The 21,073-nt window shown below is 62.4% G+C and carries 18 protein-coding genes and 1 pseudogene; 3 read left to right on the forward strand and 16 right to left on the reverse strand.

The features are described from left to right. Positions 1-18: 18 nt before the first annotated feature. The 10 genes from J2858_RS19760 to J2858_RS19805 all read right to left on the reverse strand — a co-directional run bounded on the left by J2858_RS19760 (position 19) and on the right by J2858_RS19805 (position 12,429). Positions 19-678: a GntR family transcriptional regulator gene (locus J2858_RS19760; RefSeq protein ID WP_210106583.1), complete on the reverse strand. Its 660-nt coding sequence runs from the start codon at positions 676-678 to the stop codon at positions 19-21. Between the two features lie 22 nt (positions 679-700). Beyond that, positions 701-1,585 carry a dihydrodipicolinate synthase family protein gene (locus tag J2858_RS19765; protein ID WP_210106584.1) on the reverse strand — a complete coding sequence of 295 codons (885 nt, stop codon included), beginning with the start codon at positions 1,583-1,585 and terminating at the stop codon, positions 701-703. A 179-nt stretch (positions 1,586-1,764) separates the two neighbouring features. Further along, positions 1,765-2,547: an ABC transporter permease gene (locus J2858_RS19770; RefSeq protein ID WP_245366821.1), complete on the reverse strand. Its 783-nt coding sequence runs from the start codon at positions 2,545-2,547 to the stop codon at positions 1,765-1,767. Continuing rightward, on the reverse strand, positions 2,547-3,404 hold the full coding sequence (locus tag J2858_RS19775; protein WP_210106586.1) for an ABC transporter permease: 858 nt from the start codon (positions 3,402-3,404) through the stop codon (positions 2,547-2,549). Before J2858_RS19775 ends, J2858_RS19770 begins: the two co-directional genes overlap by 1 nt. Then, positions 3,401-4,459, reverse strand: a complete 1,059-nt coding sequence (locus tag J2858_RS19780; protein ID WP_210106587.1) for an ABC transporter ATP-binding protein — start codon at positions 4,457-4,459, stop codon at positions 3,401-3,403. The genes J2858_RS19775 and J2858_RS19780 overlap by 4 nt, the downstream gene beginning before the upstream one ends. Before the next feature lie 107 nt (positions 4,460-4,566). Continuing rightward, positions 4,567-5,604, reverse strand: a complete 1,038-nt coding sequence (locus J2858_RS19785; RefSeq protein WP_210106588.1) for an ABC transporter substrate-binding protein — start codon at positions 5,602-5,604, stop codon at positions 4,567-4,569. 71 nt (positions 5,605-5,675) lie between these two features. Next, positions 5,676-6,638, reverse strand: coding sequence for an isopenicillin N synthase family dioxygenase (locus J2858_RS19790; RefSeq protein WP_210106589.1), 963 nt, complete (start codon positions 6,636-6,638; stop codon positions 5,676-5,678). Between the two features lie 48 nt (positions 6,639-6,686). Beyond that, positions 6,687-7,508 (reverse strand): enoyl-CoA hydratase/isomerase family protein, encoded by an 822-nt coding sequence (locus J2858_RS19795; protein ID WP_210106590.1) that lies wholly within the window; start codon positions 7,506-7,508, stop codon positions 6,687-6,689. Further along, entirely contained in the window at positions 7,505-11,014 is a 3,510-nt protein-coding gene (locus J2858_RS19800) for an indolepyruvate ferredoxin oxidoreductase family protein (protein ID WP_210106591.1), read from the reverse strand. Before J2858_RS19800 ends, J2858_RS19795 begins: the two co-directional genes overlap by 4 nt. Next, positions 11,014-12,429, reverse strand: a complete 1,416-nt coding sequence (locus J2858_RS19805) for an FAD-binding oxidoreductase (RefSeq protein ID WP_210106592.1) — start codon at positions 12,427-12,429, stop codon at positions 11,014-11,016. Before J2858_RS19805 ends, J2858_RS19800 begins: the two co-directional genes overlap by 1 nt. Positions 12,430-12,628: 199 nt before the next feature. Here J2858_RS19805 and J2858_RS19810 point away from each other — a divergent pair, with 199 nt between their 5' ends. From J2858_RS19810 to J2858_RS19820, 3 genes are all read left to right on the forward strand, one after another. Then, a complete protein-coding gene (locus J2858_RS19810; protein WP_210106593.1) occupies positions 12,629-13,372 on the forward strand; it encodes a FadR/GntR family transcriptional regulator in 744 nt (247 codons plus the stop codon). A gap of 55 nt (positions 13,373-13,427) precedes the next feature. After that, positions 13,428-14,423 (forward strand): MDR family oxidoreductase, encoded by a 996-nt coding sequence (locus J2858_RS19815; RefSeq protein WP_210106594.1) that lies wholly within the window; start codon positions 13,428-13,430, stop codon positions 14,421-14,423. A gap of 874 nt (positions 14,424-15,297) precedes the next feature. Continuing rightward, positions 15,298-16,065 carry a GntR family transcriptional regulator gene (locus J2858_RS19820; protein ID WP_210106595.1) on the forward strand — a complete coding sequence of 256 codons (768 nt, stop codon included), beginning with the start codon at positions 15,298-15,300 and terminating at the stop codon, positions 16,063-16,065. Positions 16,066-16,167: 102 nt separating this feature from the next. Here J2858_RS19820 and J2858_RS19825 read toward each other — a convergent pair whose 3' ends face one another. The 6 genes and pseudogenes from J2858_RS19825 to J2858_RS24360 all read right to left on the reverse strand — a co-directional run. Further along, a complete protein-coding gene (locus J2858_RS19825; RefSeq protein ID WP_210106596.1) occupies positions 16,168-16,944 on the reverse strand; it encodes an aspartate/glutamate racemase family protein in 777 nt (258 codons plus the stop codon). Beyond that, the gene (locus tag J2858_RS19830; RefSeq protein ID WP_210106597.1) at positions 16,941-17,714 is read right to left on the reverse strand and encodes an aspartate/glutamate racemase family protein; all 774 of its coding nucleotides are present in this window, start codon (positions 17,712-17,714) and stop codon (positions 16,941-16,943) included. Before J2858_RS19830 ends, J2858_RS19825 begins: the two co-directional genes overlap by 4 nt. Positions 17,715-17,761: 47 nt before the next feature. Beyond that, complete coding sequence (locus J2858_RS19835; protein ID WP_210106598.1) at positions 17,762-19,165, reverse strand: FAD-dependent oxidoreductase; 1,404 nt, start codon at positions 19,163-19,165, stop codon at positions 17,762-17,764. Positions 19,166-19,212: 47 nt separating this feature from the next. Then, positions 19,213-20,106, reverse strand: a complete 894-nt coding sequence (locus J2858_RS19840) for an isocitrate lyase/PEP mutase family protein (RefSeq protein WP_281067751.1) — start codon at positions 20,104-20,106, stop codon at positions 19,213-19,215. Positions 20,107-20,167: 61 nt separating this feature from the next. Continuing rightward, positions 20,168-20,869 (reverse strand): ABC transporter ATP-binding protein, encoded by a 702-nt coding sequence (locus J2858_RS19845; RefSeq protein WP_210106600.1) that lies wholly within the window; start codon positions 20,867-20,869, stop codon positions 20,168-20,170. After that, positions 20,862-21,035, reverse strand: a pseudogene (locus tag J2858_RS24360) (ABC transporter ATP-binding protein); the annotation flags it as partial. The pseudogene J2858_RS24360 and the gene J2858_RS19845, both read right to left, overlap by 8 nt. Positions 21,036-21,073 lie beyond the last annotated feature (38 nt).

The raw sequence follows: 21,073 nt of genomic DNA on the forward strand, positions 1-21,073 counted from the left end.
CTCCCCCGGCTTTGTTTCCTATACGGCCAGCGCCCTGTCCCTCGCATTGCGGATATGGGCCGACAGCCGTTCCACGGCCTCTTCCACCGAGCGTCGCTCGACGGCTTCGAGAATGGCCAGGTGTTCCTTCATTACCGAGGCCACGTGGCCGGCAATGCGGAAACGCTCCTGGTTGATGAGGCGCATCTTGATCGAATTGACCCGGTAGGCGTTCGAGATGATCGAATTGCCGAGCCGGTCGATGAAGGCGTCATGCATACCCCAGTCGACCGCCTGGGCATGTTCGTCGAGTTCCGGTGACACCTTGCCGCTGGCAGCCGCTTCGGCGATATCGCGGTGATCCTTCAGCAGTTTGGCAATTTCCTCATCCGACACCGAGAGGGTAAACAGCGCCAGCGCTTCCTTTTCCAGGAACATGCGGAACTGAAAGGCCTCGCGGATGAGATTGAGGTCGATATGGGCAACCTGAAGGCCTCTCTGCGGCACGGTCTTGATCAGCCCGTCCGCCTCGAGCCGCGGGATTGCCTCGCGGATTGCGCCGAGTGGCAGGCCCGTCAACTCGACGAGGCGGCGTTGGGAGATGAACTGGCCGGGGCGAACATCGCGCAACAGAAGATGCTGCGTAAAGCTTTCATACGCACGCTCCCGAAGGCTTGTCTGCTCGCCCGTCTCGTCCATGCTCCCTCTCTCCCAGGCGACCTCAGGCCGCCTTCTGGTGAAACAGCCTGTCGAAGGCCCCTTCGATCCGGCTTTGATCTTCCGCGGAAAGCGAAACCAGCGGCGCGCGCACGTCACGCCATACGGCTTCTCCCGTCGTATGGGATAGCAGCACCTTGACGGCAGGCGTTACCGGAAATTTCAAAAGCTCCACAACAAGATCCTCGACCCGCTTGTCGTCGCGTCCTTCGACGGCCATGGCGCGCACATCCTGCGTGAGGAAATTGGCCACGCCGGAGATCGCCCCCTGCCCGCCAAGCCGCACGCCGCGGGCGAGATCGCGCTCGTCACCAATGAGGATGACGAGGTCGCCATGCTCCTTCAGCAGACGCTCGGTATAGGTCCAGGTCCCACCGGAATCCTTGACGCCGGTCACGATGCCCGGGAAGGCCTTTCGCAGGCGCCCGACGAGTTCCACCGACAGCGCCACCATGGTAACGGACGGGATGTTATAGACGAGGATATCGCGCGCGCCGGCACCGATCTTGGCAAAGACCGCCGAGAACCAGGCAAACAGCCCGTCATCGCTGACATTCTTGAAGTAGGACGGCGGGGCGAGCAGAATGTTGCGCACGCCGGCGGACAGCGCCTGCGCCGCCTGGTCTGCGGCATCCTCGACGGAATCCACCAGCACGCCGACAACGATATCGGAGGGTGCAATTCCGGCCTCGATAAACGCAGAAAGGATGTCCTGGCGTTCACGGCTGCCGACCGAGCAGCCTTCGCCCGTGGTGCCGAACAGGGTCACGCTGTTGCAGCCGTTCGAAAGGCAGCGGCGGGCGTGCGGGATCAGGGCATCGACATCAACCGCACCGTCTGGCGTGAATGGGGTGGTCAGGGCGGCCGAAAGGCCAAATTTCTGTGTCACGTGTGCGGCTCCTCCAACATGGTTGATTGTTGATAGCGCACTGACATGTTAGCTGTAAATAGCTGGTTTTAATTTTTTACGAAGACGGGCCGGTCGCAGCAAGCGGCCGGCCCGTCAGGAGATGATGGAGGCTGTCCACCCGCACATGGCGGCCGGACAGCGGGCACGATTTCAGCCGATCAGAACCTGTGGATTCTTAGGCCCAAGACCTTTTCCGAGATGATCACGACGGCAAGCGTCAGAACGATCGACACCGTCGAGACGGCTGCCGCCTCCGGCGTGAAGTTGGTGCGCAGATAATCGTAAAGCTGGATAGGCAGGGTGGCCGTGCCGATATTCTTCAGCATGAAGGAGATCGTGAAGATATCGAAGGAGATGATGAAGGCGAACAGGCAGCCGCCGATGACGCCGGGCTTGATCAGCGGCAGCATGATCCGGCGAAAGCGCGTGAACGGACCGGCCCCGAGGCTTCTTGCCGCAAGGCTCCAGGAGGGGTCATAGGATTCCATCGCCGCCGAGACATTGATGAACACGAAAGGCAGCGTGATCAGCACATGGCCAATGATCATCGCGGCAATCGTTTTCGTGCCGATGCCGATCGAATAGACGAAGAACAGCAGCGATATGGCGGTCAAAACTTCCGGCAGGAGCAGCGGCAGCAGCATGGCAAGCCGGACGCTTTCCTTCCAGCGACCGGAATGCTGGATATAAAACATCGCCGCCATGGTGCCGATGACGCCCGAAATGATCGTCGACACGGCAGCCACCCACAGCGATGTCCGGATGGCCCGCATGAAGACGTCATTGTTGAAGAACACGACATACCACCGGAAGGACAGGCCCTGCGGCGGGAATGTCAGGAATGCGCCGGCATTGAACGACGCGCCGACGACGACGAGGATCGGCAGGAGGAGAAAGGCGTAAATGATCAGGCAGTAGCCCGTCAGCAGGGGTTTCGACATCAGTTCGCCTTCCATTTCATGCGCGTGAGGCGGGCAAAGATCAGCACGACGAGCGCGCCCGTCAGCGACAGCAGCAAGGCCATGGCCGAACCGAACGGCCACTGGAACGTGTCGATGAGGGCATCGACGACGCTGACGGCCATCGTCTTCACCCTGAGGCCGCCAATCAGCGAGGGTGTCACATAAGCGCTGAGCGACAGGACGAAAACCAGGATGCAGCCGGCCTGGATGCCAGGCATGGCAAGCGGCAGCACGATGCGCCGGAACGCCGTGACCCGGCCGGCGCCGAGCGAACGGGCCGCCGCCTCGATGGAGGGATCGATGCCCTGAATGGCGCTCATCAGCGGCAGGATCATGAACGGCAGGAAGACATGGACGAGCGCAATCACGATGCCCAACGAATTATACATGAGGGCAAGCGGCCGATCGATCAGCCCCATGTTGATCAGCGTGCGGTTGATCATGCCATTGTTGCCGAGAAGGATCGTCCAGCCATAGCTGCGGATCACGATGCCGACGAGAAGCGGCGACAACACGAGCCCGTAGGCGAGGCCGCGAAACCGCATCTGGCTTCTGGCAAGCTGCCAGGCCACGGGAAAACCGAGAACGAGGCAGGCAAGCGTCGTGATGGCGCCGATCATCAGCGTATTGCCGACCTGCACCAGATAGAAACTGTCGGAAAACAGCCGCAGATAATTGCCGGTGGTAAAGCCCGGAGCATAAGGGGAGCCGTTGCCCGGATTGCGGAAACTCATGATGCCGATATTGATATAGGGCAGCACCAGAAAGACGCCGAGCAGCACGGCGGCCGGTGCAATCAGCAGGAACGGTTTTGCGGAGCGGGCGCTGATCGTCATGCGGACGCCCCAAGTGGCCAGAAGCGGTCACCATCGACCTTGATCGTGACGCGGTCTCCGGCGCTCCAGCGATTGCGGGGAAAGGTCTGCACATTGATCGTCTGGCCATTGTCCAGCGTCAGGCGATAATCAACCAGGCTTCCCGAATAATAGCTGGCAGAGACGGTGGCCTGCGTGCCGTCAGTGCCCGGGCCGGCAAGCTCGACGGCTTCGGGACGCAGGGCAAGCGTGACGGTTCCGCTCGCAGCCGCCGGGATGCCGCGAACCGCAAACTGACCGAGAACCGTTTCGACTGCCATGCGATCGTCGGCAGCGGCGGAGACGACCCGGCCCTCCAGAATGTTGACCTGGCCAACGAACTGCGCCACCTCGCGGGTGACGGGACGTTCATAGATATCCGCCGGCGCGCCGTGCTGGGCAATGCGCCCGCCGAACATCACGACAACCCGGTCGGACATGGTCATGGCCTCGGCCTGATCATGCGTCACGTAGACGGTGGTAATGCCGACGCGCTTTTGCAGGTCGCGGATGAACACGCGCATTTCCTCGCGCAGCTTGGCATCGAGATTGGCAAGCGGCTCGTCGAGAAGCAGGATACGCGGCTCGATCACCAGCGCGCGGGCAAGCGCCACGCGCTGTTGTTGACCACCGGAAAGCTGGCGCGGGTAGCGGTCCGCGTAACCCGACAGCTGCACCATCTCGAGGACGCGGGCCGTGCGCGTGGCAATGTCGGATCGGGAGACGCGTCGCATTTCCAGGCCGAAGGCCAGGTTTTGCGCCACGGTCATATGGGGAAACAGCGCATAGTTCTGGAACACCATGCCGATGTCGCGCTTTTCGGCGGGCACGTTGACCACATCCTGACCGTCGAAGCGGATGGCTCCGGCCGTTGCCTCCTCAAAGCCGGCAATCATCTTCAGCGTCGTCGTCTTGCCGCAACCGGAGGGGCCGAGCAGGGAGATGAACTCGCCATCGGCAATTTTGACGGAAATTCCGTTGACCGCCAGAGAGCTTCCATAGTCCTTGGTCAGCCCTTCAATGCTCACCTCTGTCATGATCGATCTTCCAAATTCTGCCCGCGATGGTGTTGCGCGTGCCTATGCCGGGATGTCGGGCCGCTGCTGCGCGGCCCGACCAGGGTGGTTCCGGTTAACGCCGGCGATCAGCGCATGACCTTTGCCCAGGTCTCGGCAAAGGCCGCCTGCTTCTCGTTCATGAAGTTCCAGTCCCAGGTTAGAACCTTGTCCATCATAGCGCCGGAAATCGGCACGTCCTTCTTCAGCTCCTCGGGCACGATCACCTTGGAATTGGTGGGCGACACGAAGAACTGCTTCATCAGCGGCAGCTGGCCTTCGGGAGACAAGAGGAAGTTGGCATATTCATAAGCCAGTTCCTTTTCCGGCCCGTTGGCCAGGATGTTCAGCGTCTGGTCGAACATGATCAGACCTTCTTCCGGCACCACGACATCGATCGGCAGGCCTTGCGCGCGAAGGCGTGCGACTTCGCCGAAATCGAAGGGAGCCACGACAAATTCGCCAGACGCAATGCCGGTCGACAGGTTGAAATCGGCCTGGATGACGGGACCGAGCTTCTCAAGCGCCTTGAAGCCGGCATCGATATCGTACTGGTCCTTGCCGAAGATCTTGGACGCAAGCATCAGTTCCATTTTGCCGGCCGTGTTGGCAAAGTTGTAAAGACCGATGCGTCCCTTGAATTCCGGATTGTCCCAAAGATCCTTCCAGCTTTTCGGTGGCGTCTTCACCATGTCGGTGCGGTAGGCGAGCCCGATGGGCGACACCATGGCGACCGCGCCCCAACCATCGGTCTTCTTGGCCAGCGGATAGAGATCATTGTAGTTCGACAGTTTGGTCAGGTCGAGCTTCTCGAAAAACCCTTCCTTGCGAAGGCTTGACGCAAAAGCCTCGTTGGTCATCAGGATGGAATAGGGCGGGTTCTTGACGCCTGCCGCGCGCAGATTGGCGCTCCACACGCGGCCATTGCCGGCGTCCAGCGTAACGGCCGCACCGCTCTTGGCGGTGAAGGCCGGCGCAAGCGTCGTGCGCCAGAATTGCTCCCACGCGCCGCCAAGTGTCGGCACAACAAGCGTCTTGCCTTCGGCACGGGTGGGCATGCCCATCAGGCCGGCAGCGGCAAAGCCGCCCATTCCGGCAAGAACATGCCGTCTGTTCATGGTCATCATTTCAGTTCCCCTTATCGTTGCGGTGTCATGGGTCGGTGCAATGGGCGACGGGCGATCTTTCGCTTCCGTCGTCAGGATGGCTTGCTGAAGGCCTGGCTGGTCTTCAGCGCGATGTAATCTCCATAAGTGATGGGCTCATAGCGCGGTGCGGCCTTGGCCGCGAACGGCGGCAGGCATTCGATCACGGTGTCGCGCGAGGGATTGAGAAAGAACGGGATCGACTGGCGGCGCGTCGTGCCCTTGAAGGCGCCGGGCGGATTGGCGACCCGGTGCGGTGTCGACACCCACTCGTCATTCGACCAGCGCATGAAGGCATCGGCAATATTGACGACATAGGCGCCTTCGATGTTGGGCGCGTCCAACCATTCGCCGGCGCGGTTGCGCACCTGAAGCCCGCCGGGAGAGGCTTCCGAGCGCAGAATGGTCATGAAACCATAATCCGTGTGCACGCCGGCGCGCAGCTGGCCGGGAAGCGGGCTCTCGCTCTGTTCGGGATAGTTGATCACCCGCAAGGCAGACAGATGGTTTTCAAACGCCGGCTCGAAATAATCCGGCGCAAGCCCGATTGCCTGGCAGAACGCCCGGCGCAGGTGCCGTGACAGCGCTTCCATCTCGGCGAAATAGGCATGAAAGGCGGCCTGCAGTCCGGGCGGTGTGGAAGGCCATGTGTCGCCGCCGAGCCGGTGACCGAAATTCAGGCTTTCCTTGTAGTCGCCCGGCGTCTTGATGCCGAGTGTGGCGCTCAGCGCCTCGTCGGCGATCGGCGAAAACGACACGCCCCCTTCAAGCGCCGTGCCGCGACCCTGCTGCTTTTTCCATTCCTCCGGCTCATCGAAGAAGGCACGGGCGAGGTCATAAAGCTTAGCCGTCACCTCTTTGGACACGCCATGACCGGTGACGAGAAAAAAGCCGGTTTCGCGGCATGCCGCCTCGATCGCCTTCACGACGGAATCGCTGCCCTCGGCGCCTGCGATGAAAGGCGCAATATCGATCACGGGGATCGCCTCTGCGGTGGTCGTTGACGCTGTCTGCATGGGTCTGCCCTTTTCGTTCTGTTCTGCCCGTCGCTTCGAAGGGTGGGATCAATCAAGCCCCTTGAAGGGCGCGTCGCGGAATTCGAGATATTCCTTGAGCGACATCTTCTGCAGATTGCGCATCCATTCCTGGCCCTTGGTGCTGACGTGCAGAGCGGCAATGGCGTGGACGTTGTAGTCGAAGGACGTGTAAAGGCCCGCGGCAACCTGCTGGTTGTTGATGGAGGCCTTGGCGAACTTGATAGCCGGAACCGGCATGCGGGCCAGCTTGCGCGCGAGGTTCTCGGTCTTTTCCTTCAGCTGGTCTGCCGGCACGATCTTGTTGATCAGATGCATGCGCAGCGCTTCTTCGGCGTCCACCAGATCGCCCGTGTACATCAGCCAGCGCGTGTCGCGCGTCGAAAGCAGCCACGGCATGAACAGCGCCGGCGGACCGGAGTTATGCCGTACTTCCGGTTCGCCGAACTTCGCATTATCGGCCGCGATCGCCAGATCGCAGGACATCATCAGTTCCAGCGCACCGGCCAGCGCATAGCCGTTGATGGAGGCGATGACCGGGATCGGCGCCTTCCAGATATTGAGAAGCGCCTGGGCGTTCTCGGTCATATCCGCCTGCCAGGATTCGATATCGACATCGTAATCGGCGCCCTGGAGATCGTAGCCGGAAGAGAAGGCCCGCCCGGCACCGGTGATGACGAGGGCATTGACGTCCGGATCGGCGACCGCCATGGCAACGGCCCGGTCGATCTCGCGCACCGTCGTCTTGTTCATGGCGTTGAGTTTATCGGGGCGATTGAGGGTGATCGTCGCGAACTTGTCCGTGCCGTCCTTCTCGTAGAGGATGGTTTCGAACGGGGCGGTCGTGCTCATACGGTCTTCCTTCTTGCGGTCATGTCTGTGGGCGTGTCTGCGGAAATGGCTGGCTTTGCCAGAAGGTCGGCCTTGCTCTTCTCGAACCTTGCGATCGCTGCCATCTTGACCGGGCCGAAGCCACGGATCTGGTCGGGCAGGCCGGCAAGTGCGGTGGCATGCTCGATCGTGGCCTGCGACAGCGATGCCGCAAGCCCGTCGATCAGGCTAAAATAGTCGGCCACCAGCCGGCGCTCGGTGCGGCGCTCTTGCGTATAGCCAAAGACATCGAGGGGCGTCCCGCGAAGCACCTTCATCTTTTCGAGCGCGGCAAAGGCCGGCAAGATCAGCTTGCCTGGAATGGCGATCTTTGCCGGATTGCCGGTGCGCTTGTCGATCCTGCGGGAAAACAGCGGTGGCGCGAGATGGTGCTTCACCGAAAAATCGCCCTCGAACTGCGCGGCGATCTTGTCCTGAAAGCTCCGGTCACGGTGCAGGCGGGCAACCTCATACTCGTCCTTATAGGCCATGAGCTTGAAGGCATTGCGCGCCACCGCCTCTGCAAAGGCCTCTCCCCCGTCCAGCTCGGAGGCTGCGGAGCGAGCGGTCTCCACCAGACGGCGGTAACGGCGCGCATAGGCGGCGCTCTGGTAAGACGTGAGGAAGTCGACCCGCCGTGCGACGATATCCTCAAGGGTTTCCGCCGGCTTTTCCTCCACCGTTCCGACACCGGCCGCCGCGTTGACGGCATCCGGATCAATCGCGGAGCGGCGGCCCCAGCCGAAAGCCGCCCGGTTCATGGCAACCCCGGTGCCGTTGAGATCAATGGCGGTGAGGATTGCCTCAAGCGAGATCGGCACCAGGCCGCGCTGAAAGGCGTGGCCAAGCAGGAACATGTTGGCGGCAATCGCATCGCCCATCAGGGCCAGTCCGAGCTTGGTGGCGGCGACCAGATTGACCGCATCGGGACCGGCAGCCTTGCGCAAGGCGTTGAGCGTCGCTTCCTGGCGAAAATCGAGCGCGGTGTTCTGCACAAACGAGGCTGTCGGGGCAAAGTGGTTGTCGAGGACAGCCTGCGTGCGGCCCGCCTTGAAGGTCTGAAGCGCGCTTTTTGCCGCAGAAACCACGATGTCGAAGCCCAGCACCAGATCGCTTTCGCCCGACCCGATGCGGATCGAGGAAATGTGCTGCGGATTTTTGGCGACACGAAGATGGGACACCACCGCGCCGTTCTTCTGCGCCAGCCCCGTCTGGTCCAGCGTCTGGACCGCAAGGCCGTCGAGATGCGCTGCCATCGACAGGATGGCGCTGACGGTGATGACGCCGGTGCCGCCGATGCCAGCCAGGAGCATGTTGTAAGGGCGCTCCGAGAGGGTCCGCATCATCGGCAAAGGCAGGTCATCGAACGAGACCTTGGCCGCCTTGGGCGCCGGCTTGCGGATCGCCCCGCCTTCGATGGTCACGAAGCTCGGGCAGAACCCCTTGATGCAGGAAAGATCCGTGTTGCAGCTCGACTGGTTGATGCGGCGCTTGCGGCCGAACTCGGTTTCCTGCGGCTCGACAGATATGCAGTTCGACACGGCGGAACAATCGCCGCAACCCTCGCAGACCAGCTCGTTGATGAAGGCCCGCTTGTCGGAGACGGCAAGGGCGCCGCGCTTGCGACGGCGGCGCTTTTCCGCGGCACAGACCTGGTCGTAGATGAGGACGGTGACGCCCTCGATCTCGCGCAGCTGCCGCTGCACGTCGTCCAGTTCGTCGCGGTGATTGACGCTCACCCCCTTGGGCAGGTTGCCCTGCCAGACTTCCGGGCGTTCGGCGACAACGGCGACACGGGCGGCACCTTCCGCCAGCATCTGGCCGACAATGCCCGGAACCGTGACCTCGCCATCGTGCTTCTGGCCACCGGTCATCGCCACGGCGTCGTTGTAGAGGATCTTGTAGGTGGCGTTGACCTTGGCGGCGATCGCCGCGCGGATGGCAAGAACGCCGGAATGGAAATAGGTGCCGTCACCCATGTTGACGAAAATATGCTTTTCGTCGGTGAACTGCGACAGGCCGATCCAGGCGCCGCCCTCACCGCCCATCTGGGTGAATGTCGAGGTATTACGCTCCTCGAGCCCGACCACCATCATGTGACAGCCGATGCCGGTGGAAGCGCGGCTTCCTTCCGGCAGGCGGGTCGAGACACTGTGCGGACAGCCGGAACAGAAATAGGGATCGCGCTTCAGCGCCGGGGTCTCGATCGCGCTTGACGCAAGGGCGGCTTCGATGTCGCTGGCCCGGGCGGCCAAGCCAGGATCGCGGTCCTCAAGAAGCGACAGGATCGCACCGGCCACCGATACCGCGTCGATCTCGCCGGCTGCCGGCAGCAGGGGCCGGCCGTTGATGCCGGTCTTGCCGAAGACGCGCGGTCGCTGGTCGGCTGCCATGTTGAACAGCAGGGATTTGATCTGGTCCTCGATGATCGGCCGCTTTTCCTCGACCACCAGCAATTGCTCCACGCCCGACGCAAACCGCGACAGCCCTTCCGGTTCGAGGGGCCAGACAAGGCCCACCTTGTAAAGCCGGATGCCGAGCGAGAGCGCCCGCTGCTCATCGATGCCAAGGCTCAAGAGCGCGCCCTTCAGATCAAGCCAGGACTTGCCCGTGGAGACGATGCCGAGCCGTGCCTTGCCCGCCGGGATGGTCCAGGGCGAGCGATCGATGGCATTGGCGCGTGCAAAGGCATGCACGCCCTCTATCTTGTTTTCCAGCCGCCGCTCCATGGCATGCGGACCATCCGGCCAGCGCAGCGAAAAGCCGCCCGCTTCCGTCGGGTAAACAATGGTCGAAGCGTCCGGGTCAAGGGTGACGGTGGCGGTGCATTCCACCACTTCCGTCTGGCACTTGAAACCGATCCAGGCGCCGGAATAGCGGCTCATGGCCCAGCCCAGCAGGCCGTAATCGATATATTCGCCGACGCCGGCGGGCGACAGAAGCGGCACCATGGCCGAGATCAGGTTGTGCTCGCTCTGGTGCGGCAGGGTGGAGGACACCGCGCCGTGGTCATCGCCCACCAGGAGCAGCACGCCGCCCTTGGCATTGGTGCCGACCGCATTGGCGTGGCGGATGACATCCATGGTGCGATCGACGCCCGGCCCCTTGCCATACCACATGGAAAACACGCCATCGTAACGGGCGCCGGGAAACAGCGAGGTCTGTTGCGTTCCCCAGACGGCGGTGGCGGCCATGTCCTCGTTGAGGCCCGGCTGGAAGCGAATGTGGTGTTCGGCAAGATAGCGCTTGGCGCGGGCCATTTCCCGGTCGAAGCTTGCCAGCGGCGAACCGCGATAGCCCGATACGTAACCGGCCGTGTTCAATCCGCGCGCCAGATCGCGCTGGCGCTGCACCATCGGCAGGCGCACAAGCGCCTGCGTGCCGGAAACGAGAATGGCGCCACGCTCGAGCGTGTAGCGGTCATCAAGCCCGGGAACCCGTTCGGACGGCGTGGGATCGGATGCGGGGGCGGCGCGCGTGACAGACATTATACGTACTCTGCTACCGCAGGCTTCATATCGAAGATGCGGCCGGGATTGAGAATGTTGTGCGGGTCGAAGGCTGATTTGAGACGGCGCATGGCCGCCATTTCCCCAGGCTTTCTGACCCAGGGGAGCCAACGCTTCTTGTCGAGGCCGATGCCGTGTTCGGCGGAAACGGCTCCGCCATAACGGGCAACGGCGGCAAAGGCGGCATCCGCCACGCGCGCGTGCTCGCGGGTGCGGATGAGGTAATGCAGGTTTCCATCCCCGAGATGGCCGAAGATATAGAACTGAGCACCCGGATCGGCGCTCAGCACGTCTTGCGAAGCCGCATCGAGGAAAGCCTGCATGACCGGGATCGGCAGCCCGATATCGAAGCCGATCATGTGATCCATGCTGAAGATGAACTGGCTTGCCCCCTCGCGCAAAGCCCAGATCGCCGCATAGTCGCGCGCGGAGGTGGAGACGGCCACATCGCTTAAAAGGCCATCGTCATAGGCTGCCATCAGGGCTTCGGCAAACCGGGCCTCGTCATCGGCTTCCGACTGGCCCTGGATCTCGACCAGCACATACATGCCGGCATCGAGGGGCACCGGCGGCGTAGCGCTCAAGTGGGCGATCACGCCGGCATAGACGTCCGGGAAGATCACTTCGAACGCCGAGAGAAGCGGACCAAGCTGGCTGCGAAGACGCTCCAACAGGAGGATGGCCGCCTGAAGCGACGGCAGAGCACAAAAGGCATTGGCTTGCGCGCGCGGCTTCGGGTGGAGCTTGAGGCAGGCCCGCGTCACCACGCCCAGCGTCCCTTCCGTGCCGATGAAACAGTGGCCGAGATCGTAGCCGGAATTGTCTTTCGGCAGGCCCTTCAGATTGGAAAGGATCGTTCCATCGGCCAGCACCGCTTCAAGCCCCAGCACCTGGGCGCGGGACATGCCATAGCGCAAGACACGAATGCCGCCGGCATTGGTGGCGATATTGCCACCGATGGTGGCCGTTCCGCGTGCGCCGATATCGACGCCGAACATCAGATCATGGTGGCAAGCCTTCTCCTGCACGGACTGAAGCGTGGCGCCCGCTTCGGCAAGGAGGGTTCCGGCCGCCGTATCGACGGCAGAAAGGGATGTCATGCGCTCCAGAGACAGCGATACTTCGCCCGCCTGGGGCCGCGCGCCGCCGGACAGGCCGGTGCGCCCACCCTGAACCACCACGGGCTGGCCGGCCGCATTGCAGGCCGAGAGAATAGCGGCAACCTCTGCCGTGTTACGCGGACGAAACACCATGGCCGGCGTCGCACCCCGCTCGTCGGTGGCATCCCCGCAATAGGCCGCGCCCACCGCCGCACCGGCAAGGATGGCGTTTCTATCGAGGACGCGCGCAAGATCTGCAGCAAGCGCGTCAAGTCTGCCGACTGAAGCCGTCATGAACGGCTGCCGGTGCAATGGATGGTTCTCGGGCACAAGATGCCCCGGTGCAGCGATCCCACCATTTTTGTTCCCCTGGTTATCTGGATCTGCGGGCAGGTTATCGCCAATCCAATATTTGTCAAACCTATATTTAAATGGTAATGGCTTTCTTGCTCGAGCCATGCAATCAATGCGTTCAAGCGAAGGAAGAGGCGCCATGAATCTGAGATATGATGAGGTCGTGCGATCGGGGATTGCCAAGCAGGTGGCGGAGAACATCCGCTCGGCCATCATGGACGGGCGCCTGAAGATTGACGAGCGCCTGCCGACCGAGGATGATCTGGCAAGAAGTTTCGGCATCTCGCGCCCGACCGTGCGCGAAGCCCTAAAGAGACTGGCGGCGCAAAACCTCATCCATTCGAGGCGCGGCCCGCAGGGCGGCAATTTCGTCAAGCGGCCGGATCCCGAGGGCCTGTCCAAGGCCATAACCGGGGCTGCAACGCTGCTGGTGGGCGTCGGCGCCTTCGATATCGACGAGATCGTGACGGCGCGGCTGGAAACGGAAACCATCTGCTGCCGGCTGGCCTGCGAGAATCGCCAGGAAGAGGGCTTGCAGGCGATGGCCGCAGAGATCCTCGTGCAGCAGGATGCGTCGATCAGCGACGAGGAATTCTGCGCCTCGGACGTGCGTTTTCACCGGGCGCTGATCGATTCCAGCGGCAACGGCCCGCTGAAGCTGATGATGTACACCGTCATCGAAGCCTTTATTCCGATCACCAACATGATCGTTTTCCGGGTGCGCGAGCGCCGTCAGGTCGTGGCATACCACACGCAGATCATCGATGCCGTAAGAGCCCGGGATGCAGGCGCTGCAACCGCCGCACTTTCAGAGTTGTTGTCTTACGTGCGCACCAGCTACTCGGCAGCGCTGGACGCCCGCGGCAAGCGCGAAAAGACCTGAGACAATCAGGGCTTCATCCAACGAATCACACAATAAAATCATACAAGGGGACAGCATGACCGGTTCATTCACAGCGATGGTTATCGACACCGTGGACGGCAAGCCGAAGAGCGCTTTCAGGCAATTGTCAGTGTCGGATCTGCCGGATCACGATGTCCTGGTCGAAGTCGCCTTCTCGACGCTCAACTACAAGGATGGGCTGGCGATTTCCGGCAAGGGCCGCATCGCCCGCCGCACGCCTCTGGTCGCCGGCATCGATCTCGCCGGTACGGTGGTTGAATCGCGCTCGCCCGCCTGGAAGGCCGGCGACAAGGTCATCGTCAACGGCTATGGCCTGTCGGAAACCGAATGGGGTGGCTATAGCCGTTTCCAGCGCCTGAAGTCCGAATGGCTGATCGCGCTGCCGGAAGCTTTCTCCCTGGAACAGGCCATGGCGATCGGCACGGCCGGTTATACCGCCGCACTCTGCGTCAACGCGCTTGAGGACTGGGGCATGATCGCAAGTTCCGACCTGCCGGTTCTGGTGACCGGTGCAGCGGGCGGCGTGGGCTCCGTCGCCATCAGCCTTCTGGCTGCGAAAGGCTATTCAGTGACGGCCTCGACGGGTCGAGCCGAAACCCATGACTATCTCGCCTCGCTTGGCGCCACGAATTTCATCGACCGATCGAGCCTTGCCGAAAAGGCAGGCCCGCTGCAGAAGGAAGTCTGGTCCGGAGCTGTCGATTCCGTCGGGTCCACCACGCTTGCCAATGTGCTGGCACAGACCGTTTATGGCGGCGGCGTTGCTGCCTGCGGCCTCGCCGGCGGGGCGGATCTGCCAGCCACGGTACTGCCGCATATCCTCAGAAGCGTCGCACTTCTGGGCGTCGATTCCGTCATGGCTCCGATCGCCAAGCGCAAGCGCGCCTGGCAAACGCTCGCAGACACTCTCGATCACGGCAAGCTTGCGCAGATGACCCGGGTCGAACCCATGTCGGCGCTGCCGCAGCTGGCGCAGGATATCATCGACGGCAAGGTGCGCGGCCGCGTGGTAATCGACGTGACGGCATAGCCCGCACGCCGCAGCCGTCCACAACTTGTCGCGTAGAACCCGCGGGGATCTTTAGAGCACTCCCGCGGACCTTGCACGATCGCAAATTTGCGTCATGAGACTGGTCCTCCCCTTCCAGCTTCGCAAGAGGGCAGGATCGAGAGGCAATGGCATTGTCGAGACGCGGCGGGGTTGGGACCAGCCTCTCACGCGCTGCCTTTCCGGGGCGACCGAAAGAGAACCCCGGCATCCTTGAACATCGCTCCCCCGGACGCATGTCCACGGAGACGATCGGTTACGAAGACGCCCCGCCAGTTCGTCGGCTGAAGAGGTGCGGCGCAGCGTGCCCTGCTGCATCGGGTGTCCGGATGGTCCGACCTGTTCAGTCCTTCAAAGACTCCATGAACTGCTTCACCCTGGCGCACGCGTTGACCGCTGTCCCCGGCGCCATGCTTGCCTTGTCGTCTACACAGGCTGCAGGCGCACCGTTGATGTCGACGCAACGTCGTGGATACCAATGGTATAAAAGACATAACCTTATGATCTTTGGATTGACCGCCTGTATCGGGCTGTGAGATTGTAGTCGCTGCAACTGAGGCAGACGGCGGCGGGCCATGTGGGCGGTATCTGGAGCGAATGGGAGGACGATCGCAGCGGCGGGCAGCGACCGCATCGACAGCCCCCTTCCGGTCCCGTTCAACATGGAAATTGTGCCTGTGTGGCGCGCTGACCATCCGCGCGGGTTCAGCATGACGCAAGCCGAAACTATCCGTAACGACTCCTTGATGGTGCTGAGGCGACCGATTGAGGGACGGCAACCGTGATCATTTTCTGCGCAGGCGGCAGTTCCGCTATTGGACCATCCAATTACTTCTCGCCCAGGGTCACATTCTAAATGGCAGGAAGCTTTTCACCAACGCCGCTCTATCATCGCGTCTATGCGGTGATGCGGGAACGCATTACCAAAGGCTACTATCCGAGCGATGTGCCCGTGCCGAGCGAGGCTGAGCTATCCGAAAGCTTTTCGGTCAGCCGTATTACCGTGCGGCGCGCCATGGAAATGCTGACGGCGGAAGGCCTTGTGACGCGCACGCGCGGACGCGGCACCTTCGTCAATGATCGCAGCAGGGAAAACCAGTTCAACCGCGCAGTGGTCTCCAATATCAATGGCCTGTTCAGCTATCTGAATGCCGTGGGCCAAAGCACGCGGCTGAAGGTCGTGAGCCTCGATCTCGGGGAAGCCCCGCCGCGGATCTGCGCGCAAATGGGCGTGGCCCCGACAACGCCGCTTGTGCGGGCGGTCCGGGTCCGCTCTCTGGACAAGCGCCCCTATTCGCTCTCCATCGCCTACCTTCTCCCGGAGATCGGTGAGACGCTGAAGCGCCAGGATCTAGCGACGACCAACATGATCGATCTCGTGCAGCAGGCGGGCGCAAGCGTCGAGCAGGTGGAGCAGACGCTGACGGCAACCCTTGCCGACGACTATGCAGCCAAGCACCTGGAAATCCCGGTGGGAGCGCCGCTGATGCTGGTCAACCGGGTCTTCTTCAATGCGGATCTTAAGCCGTTTTACGTGGCGGAAATCTTCTACTGCGCAGACCGCTACGAATACCGCGTCTCGCTGAAGCGGGAAGACGGCAAGGATTTTTCGCTCGGAAGCTAGTGGCCGACCAGGAACCCCACGCCAACCCGCCGCCGAGACCACCGGATGGCGAGATAAAGCTGCGCCGACCGGTAAGCCGGCGCAGATGCGTAAACGTGCCGCTCAACCTTTTCCGGCGCGTTCTGCTGCAGCTCCCGCCATCATCATGGCGTTCAGCATGTCGAGGCGCGGCTCCACAGGGGCGGGATAGACATCGCGGCCGTGGGTGAGGCCGAGCGCCAGGAAGGTTTCCACCAGCTTGTAGGTGAGCGGACCGGGGTTGACGACCGGAACCGGCAGGTTCGCCGCCAGATATTCGCCCGCCTGATGCATGGTGGTGGAGCCGAGGCAAATGACGTCTGCGCCGTCTTCCTCGATGCAGCGCATGGCAACGTCGCGCATGCGCGGGAAGACGCTGTCTTCCTTGCCGTCGAGAAGATTGGAAAAATCCGGCGGCTGGTCGAAGCTGCGCACCGAGGCGCATTGCCGGTCAAAGCCGTATTCGCGGATGGCCTTGCGGTAGCGGGCAAGCGCCGGCTGCCATTGCGCCAGAACGGAAAAACGGGCACCGAGCGTCAGGGCATAGAGCATCGATGCCTTGCCGGCGCCAATGACGGGAATGGAGAGCACGGACCGCAGCATGACCATGCCGCTATCGGACATGGTGTCGATGCAGACCGCATCGAAGCCTTCGGCCTCTGCCTTGCAGCCGGCTTCGAAGATGGCGAGATCCATCAGCCCCCAGTCATGCGGCGACATGAAGGAGGTCGGCCCGCAGGTGACCGGGCGATAGGTCAGTTGCCAGCCCGCCGGCAGCGGCACATGGCGCGACTGCGCCTCGCGATTGCGCACGCCTTCCTCGTCCAGCGCGAAGGGAACGATCACCAGAATGCGCGTCATCGGCTTGCCTCCAGATAGTCTTGTCCCGCAGCGCCAATGGCGCGGATCATCTCGTGTTTGGGAGACAGCGGCGCGGGCCACGTCGTCTTGCTGTGCGTGAGGCCAAGGTCGAGCGCGATGGAGGCCAACTTGTATGTCAGCGGGCCGGGGTTGATGACCGGAACGCCAATACGCTCGGACAGCCAGGCATGGGCCTCATGCATGGTGGTGGAGCCGAGGATCAGAACCTGCGCTCCGTCCTCCTCCACACACCGGCGCGCGGCTTCAAGAAGCAGCGGGAAAACCTCGTCCTCCTTGCCGGAAAGCAGGCTCTTGTTATCCGGCGTCACGCCGATCGAGCGCATAGAGGCGCATTTGTGCTCCATGCCCAGTTCGCCGAGCGTCTTGGTATAAAGCATCTTCCATCGGTCCCACATCATCAGGATGGAGAACTTCTCGCCCAGCATCTGCGCCACCAGCATGGAATGCCGACCGGGCGCGATGACGGGGATCTTCAGCACGGAACGCAGCATGGCCATGCCGCTATCCGACATGGTGTCGATGCAGACCGCATCGAACCCCTGTATTTCCGCATCGAGACCGGCGTCGAGAATGGAGAAATCCGCCAGCGCCATATCGTGCTGGCTGGAGTAGTTTTTCGGGCCGACCCGCACCGGGCGGTAGTGAAATTCAATGCCGGGACCGAGATCGACGGCCTGCATCTGGGCCTGCCTGCGGGCGAGATCATCCTCTCCCATCGGAAATGGCACGATGACCAAAACCTTCTTCATCTGCTGCTCCTCCTGTTTCGCCGGGGGCTTGTGCTGTGGTGGATCTGTCAGTCGGCCGTCTCGGCAATACGAGCCGCGCTGATGCCGGCAAGCCTGCCGAAGGCCGTGGCGCTCAAAAGGCCATTGCCGGACAGGTAGCCATAGTTGGAGTGGCCGGAGAGACCGCGCGCGGCACCGCCCCCGGCCATCAGGTTCGGCAAGGGCGTTCCGTCTTCGCGCAAGACCCGCGCCTCGGCGTCAATCACCAGTCCGCCCTGGGTGTGAAACAGGGCGCCGTTCACCTTCACCGCCCGGTAAGGCGGCGTCAGCATGTCCTCGGTGGTGAAATACCGGCCGAAGCGGTCGGGTTCACCGGTCTTTGCAGCCTGCTCGATGGCCGACAGTTCCTGCCCGATGACCTCGAGGGGAAGCCCGGTGACGGCCGCTAGTTCTTCGATGCTGTCTGCAGACTTCACCACGCCGAGCTTTCTAAGTTCGCGGTAGTCGTGGAAGCCCATGGCTGCGTATTCGCCGGCCAGACCGAAAACATCCCAGGCGACATGGGCGGGCTGCGCCGCCACTTCCGCCGCATGCTCCGAATAGCCACGCATCTCGTTGGAGAAGCGCTTACCTTCCATGTTGAACAGCACGCCACCCTTGGTGATGACGGCCCAGGTCAGCGGAAGACCGTGCGGATGGGCAACGGACCCGTGGCCCTGATAGGCGCCCATGTCGGCCAGCCCCGCACCCAGAGCAGCCCCCCATTTCATCGCGTCTCCGGTGTTGGAGAGATGGCCGCAGCATTCCGCATCGGCAATCTCGGGAATATGCCGGCGCACCATGTCCGCATCGCCGGCAAAGCCGCAGCAGGCAAGAACCAGCGCCTTGCAGCCGAGCATTTCCCGGGCGCCATCCGGCCGCTTGAACCGCACGCCGGTCACCTGGCCGGATCCATCCACATAGAGATCCTCGACGGAGGCACCGGTGATGAGATCGATCCCGGCATTGGAGACGGCAGACAGCAGGTTTTGCTCCAGATCGGCGCCCGTGCGGCTTTTCGGCCCGTGCATGCGAAGGCGAGAATGGCCCGGGTAGAGAAAACCCGTGACCAGTTCAAACTCGATCTGATGCTTTTCCATCAGCCAGTCGATCATCGGGCCCGCCGCCCTCGCGGCCGCAAGCGCCTGATCATAGGGCGTGTGATCATGGGTCTTGGCCACCAGATCCCGGGCAAACAGTTCCGGGCTGTCGTCGATGCCCGCCTCCTTCTGCAGCCGCGTGCAGGGAGCGGGAATAAGCCCCGCCGAAAGCGAGGTGGAGCCGCTCGGGTTTTCGTCCCGCTCCAGCACAATCACCTCCTGGCCCTCATCATGGGCGGCAAGGGCGGCCACCAGACCGCAGGCCCCTGCCCCCACCACGACCACCGGCACCACGAAATCGAACTCGACGCCGTCAGCGGAAAGTACTGCCATGTTCATTCTCCTCCAGACAGAAAGCGGCGCGCCGTTTTAAGGCGCACTCAGTACGTCGTGCGATTTTCTTCCGGTGTGCCGTAGCGTGCTTCCAGTTCCTGGATTTCCGGCATGCGGGCCATGTCGAAGAACTGCTTGAAATTCATGACATTGGGCGCGATCGAAGCGATCGTCTCCTCAGTCTTCAGCACGTCCAGCGTCTTGCGCGCCGCCTCGCAGGCCGACAGCAGCAACCAGTTGGGATAGATGATGAGCTTGAAGCCCAGCGCCTCGATTTCCGTGCGGGTGAGGAAGGGCGTCTTTCCGGATGTCGCCATGTTGTAGAGCAACGGGATCCCCGGAAAGCGCGGTGCAATATGCGGCAGATCGTCGGGACCGGGGCTTTCGATGAAAATCACGTCCGCGCCGGCTTCACGGTACATTTCGGCGCGGTCGAAGGCGGCGTTGCGTCCCTGCAGGGCCAGCGCATCCGTGCGGGCGATGACGACGAAATTCTCGTCGATGCGGGCATCGACCGCAGCCTTCACCTTGGCCACCATGTCCTGCGCCGAAATCAGCTGCTTGCCGGCCAGATGGCCGCAACGCTTCGGCAGAACCTGATCTTCCAGATGCACGGCTGCCACGCCGCCGCGTTCGTAAAGCTGGATCGCGCGACGCACGTTCAAGGGGCCGCCAAAGCCGTTGTCGGCATCGGCGATCAGCGGCACGTCGGAGGCATCGGCAATGCGCGTGGCATTGTCGACCATTTCGGTCATCGTCAACAGGCCGACATCGGGATAGCCGAGACGGGTCGCAGACGTGCCGGCGCCGGTCATGTACATGGCCTGGAAACCGGCTTCCGCGACGAGGCGCGCATACATGGCGTCAACCACGCCTGGAGCCATGAGGGCTCGTTCACCTGCGAGAGCCTGTCGCAGGCGTTGGGTCCGGGTAAGAGACATCGTATTCTCCGTTTCTGCGTAAATTCGGGCACTTCCGGCCGGAGGACGGCCGGAGCGCTGTTCACATTCCGAGATAGGCCTGACGCAACTGCGGATCGGCGAGCAATTCTGCCGCCTCCCCCTGCATCACGAACCGTCCTTGCTCGATGACATAGGCGCGCTTGGCAACCGTGAGCGACTGCATGACGTTCTGCTCGACCAAAAGCACCGCCACACCTTCGCCATTGATCCTGGTAATCAGGCTGAACATTTCCTCGACCATCAGCGGCGAAAGCCCGAGCGACGGCTCGTCGAGGATGATCAGGTCCGGCTCCGACATCATGCCGCGACCAATCGCCAGCATCTGCTGCTCGCCGCCGGAGAGCGTTCCGGCCAGCTGGCCCAGCCTCTCCTTCAGCCGTGGAAAGATCGTGCAGATATGGTCGAAATTGCGCGCCCTGTTGGCCGAGGCCCGGCGAAAGGCGCCAAGCTTCAGGTTTTCGGCCACCGAGAGGTTCGGGAAAATCTTGCGGCCTTCCGGGACATGCGCGAGACCGAGCGCCACAATATCGCGCGGCTTCTTGCCGGAAAGCGGCACGCCCTTGAAGGATATGCTGCCGGCACTTGGCCGGATGAAGCCGGAGATGACATTGTTGAGCGTCGTCTTGCCGACACCATTGGAGCCGAGGAGCGCCACGATCTCACCGGCCTCGACGCGCATGTCGAGGCCTTGCAGCACGGCCATCGAGCCATAGCCTGCCTTGATGCCGGAAATCTCAAGCATGGTGTGCCTCCTGCAGGCGGGTGGCCGCACCGTGACCGAGATAGGCCTCCACGACGGAGGGATCCCGTACCAGCTCTCGCGGCGGTCCGTGGGCAATCATCTTGCCCTGGTTCAAAACATAGGCCGTCTCTGCAAGGCTCATCACGGCCTGCATCACGTGCTCGATCATCAGGAAGGTGTGTCCCTCGTCGCGGATCTGGCGAA

Source organism: Neorhizobium galegae, from assembly GCF_017877135.1.
In the GTDB taxonomy this organism is placed as follows: domain Bacteria; phylum Pseudomonadota; class Alphaproteobacteria; order Rhizobiales; family Rhizobiaceae; genus Neorhizobium; species Neorhizobium galegae_A.

Excerpts from the sequence above, each read along its gene's own strand:
- J2858_RS19760 (WP_210106583.1), bottom strand. The coding sequence starts at position 678 with ATGGACGAGACGGGCGAGCAGACAAGCCTTCGGGAGCGTGCGTATGAA.
- J2858_RS19825 (WP_210106596.1), bottom strand. The coding sequence starts at position 16,944 with ATGACGCGCATTCTGGTGATCGTTCCCTTCGCGCTGGACGAGGAAGGC.
- J2858_RS19775 (WP_210106586.1), bottom strand. The coding sequence starts at position 3,404 with ATGACGATCAGCGCCCGCTCCGCAAAACCGTTCCTGCTGATTGCACCG.
- J2858_RS19835 (WP_210106598.1), bottom strand. The coding sequence starts at position 19,165 with ATGGCAGTACTTTCCGCTGACGGCGTCGAGTTCGATTTCGTGGTGCCG.
- J2858_RS19830 (WP_210106597.1), bottom strand. The coding sequence starts at position 17,714 with ATGAAGAAGGTTTTGGTCATCGTGCCATTTCCGATGGGAGAGGATGAT.
- J2858_RS19810 (WP_210106593.1), top strand. The coding sequence starts at position 12,629 with ATGAATCTGAGATATGATGAGGTCGTGCGATCGGGGATTGCCAAGCAG.
- J2858_RS19770 (WP_245366821.1), bottom strand. The coding sequence starts at position 2,547 with ATGTCGAAACCCCTGCTGACGGGCTACTGCCTGATCATTTACGCCTTT.
- J2858_RS19805 (WP_210106592.1), bottom strand. The coding sequence starts at position 12,429 with ATGACGGCTTCAGTCGGCAGACTTGACGCGCTTGCTGCAGATCTTGCG.
- J2858_RS19800 (WP_210106591.1), bottom strand. The coding sequence starts at position 11,014 with ATGTCTGTCACGCGCGCCGCCCCCGCATCCGATCCCACGCCGTCCGAA.
- J2858_RS19815 (WP_210106594.1), top strand. The coding sequence starts at position 13,428 with ATGACCGGTTCATTCACAGCGATGGTTATCGACACCGTGGACGGCAAG.
- J2858_RS19790 (WP_210106589.1), bottom strand. The coding sequence starts at position 6,638 with ATGCAGACAGCGTCAACGACCACCGCAGAGGCGATCCCCGTGATCGAT.
- J2858_RS19780 (WP_210106587.1), bottom strand. The coding sequence starts at position 4,459 with ATGACAGAGGTGAGCATTGAAGGGCTGACCAAGGACTATGGAAGCTCT.
- J2858_RS19845 (WP_210106600.1), bottom strand. The coding sequence starts at position 20,869 with ATGCTTGAGATTTCCGGCATCAAGGCAGGCTATGGCTCGATGGCCGTG.
- J2858_RS19795 (WP_210106590.1), bottom strand. The coding sequence starts at position 7,508 with ATGAGCACGACCGCCCCGTTCGAAACCATCCTCTACGAGAAGGACGGC.
- J2858_RS19785 (WP_210106588.1), bottom strand. The coding sequence starts at position 5,604 with ATGATGACCATGAACAGACGGCATGTTCTTGCCGGAATGGGCGGCTTT.
- J2858_RS19820 (WP_210106595.1), top strand. The coding sequence starts at position 15,298 with ATGGCAGGAAGCTTTTCACCAACGCCGCTCTATCATCGCGTCTATGCG.
- J2858_RS19840 (WP_281067751.1), bottom strand. The coding sequence starts at position 20,106 with ATGTCTCTTACCCGGACCCAACGCCTGCGACAGGCTCTCGCAGGTGAA.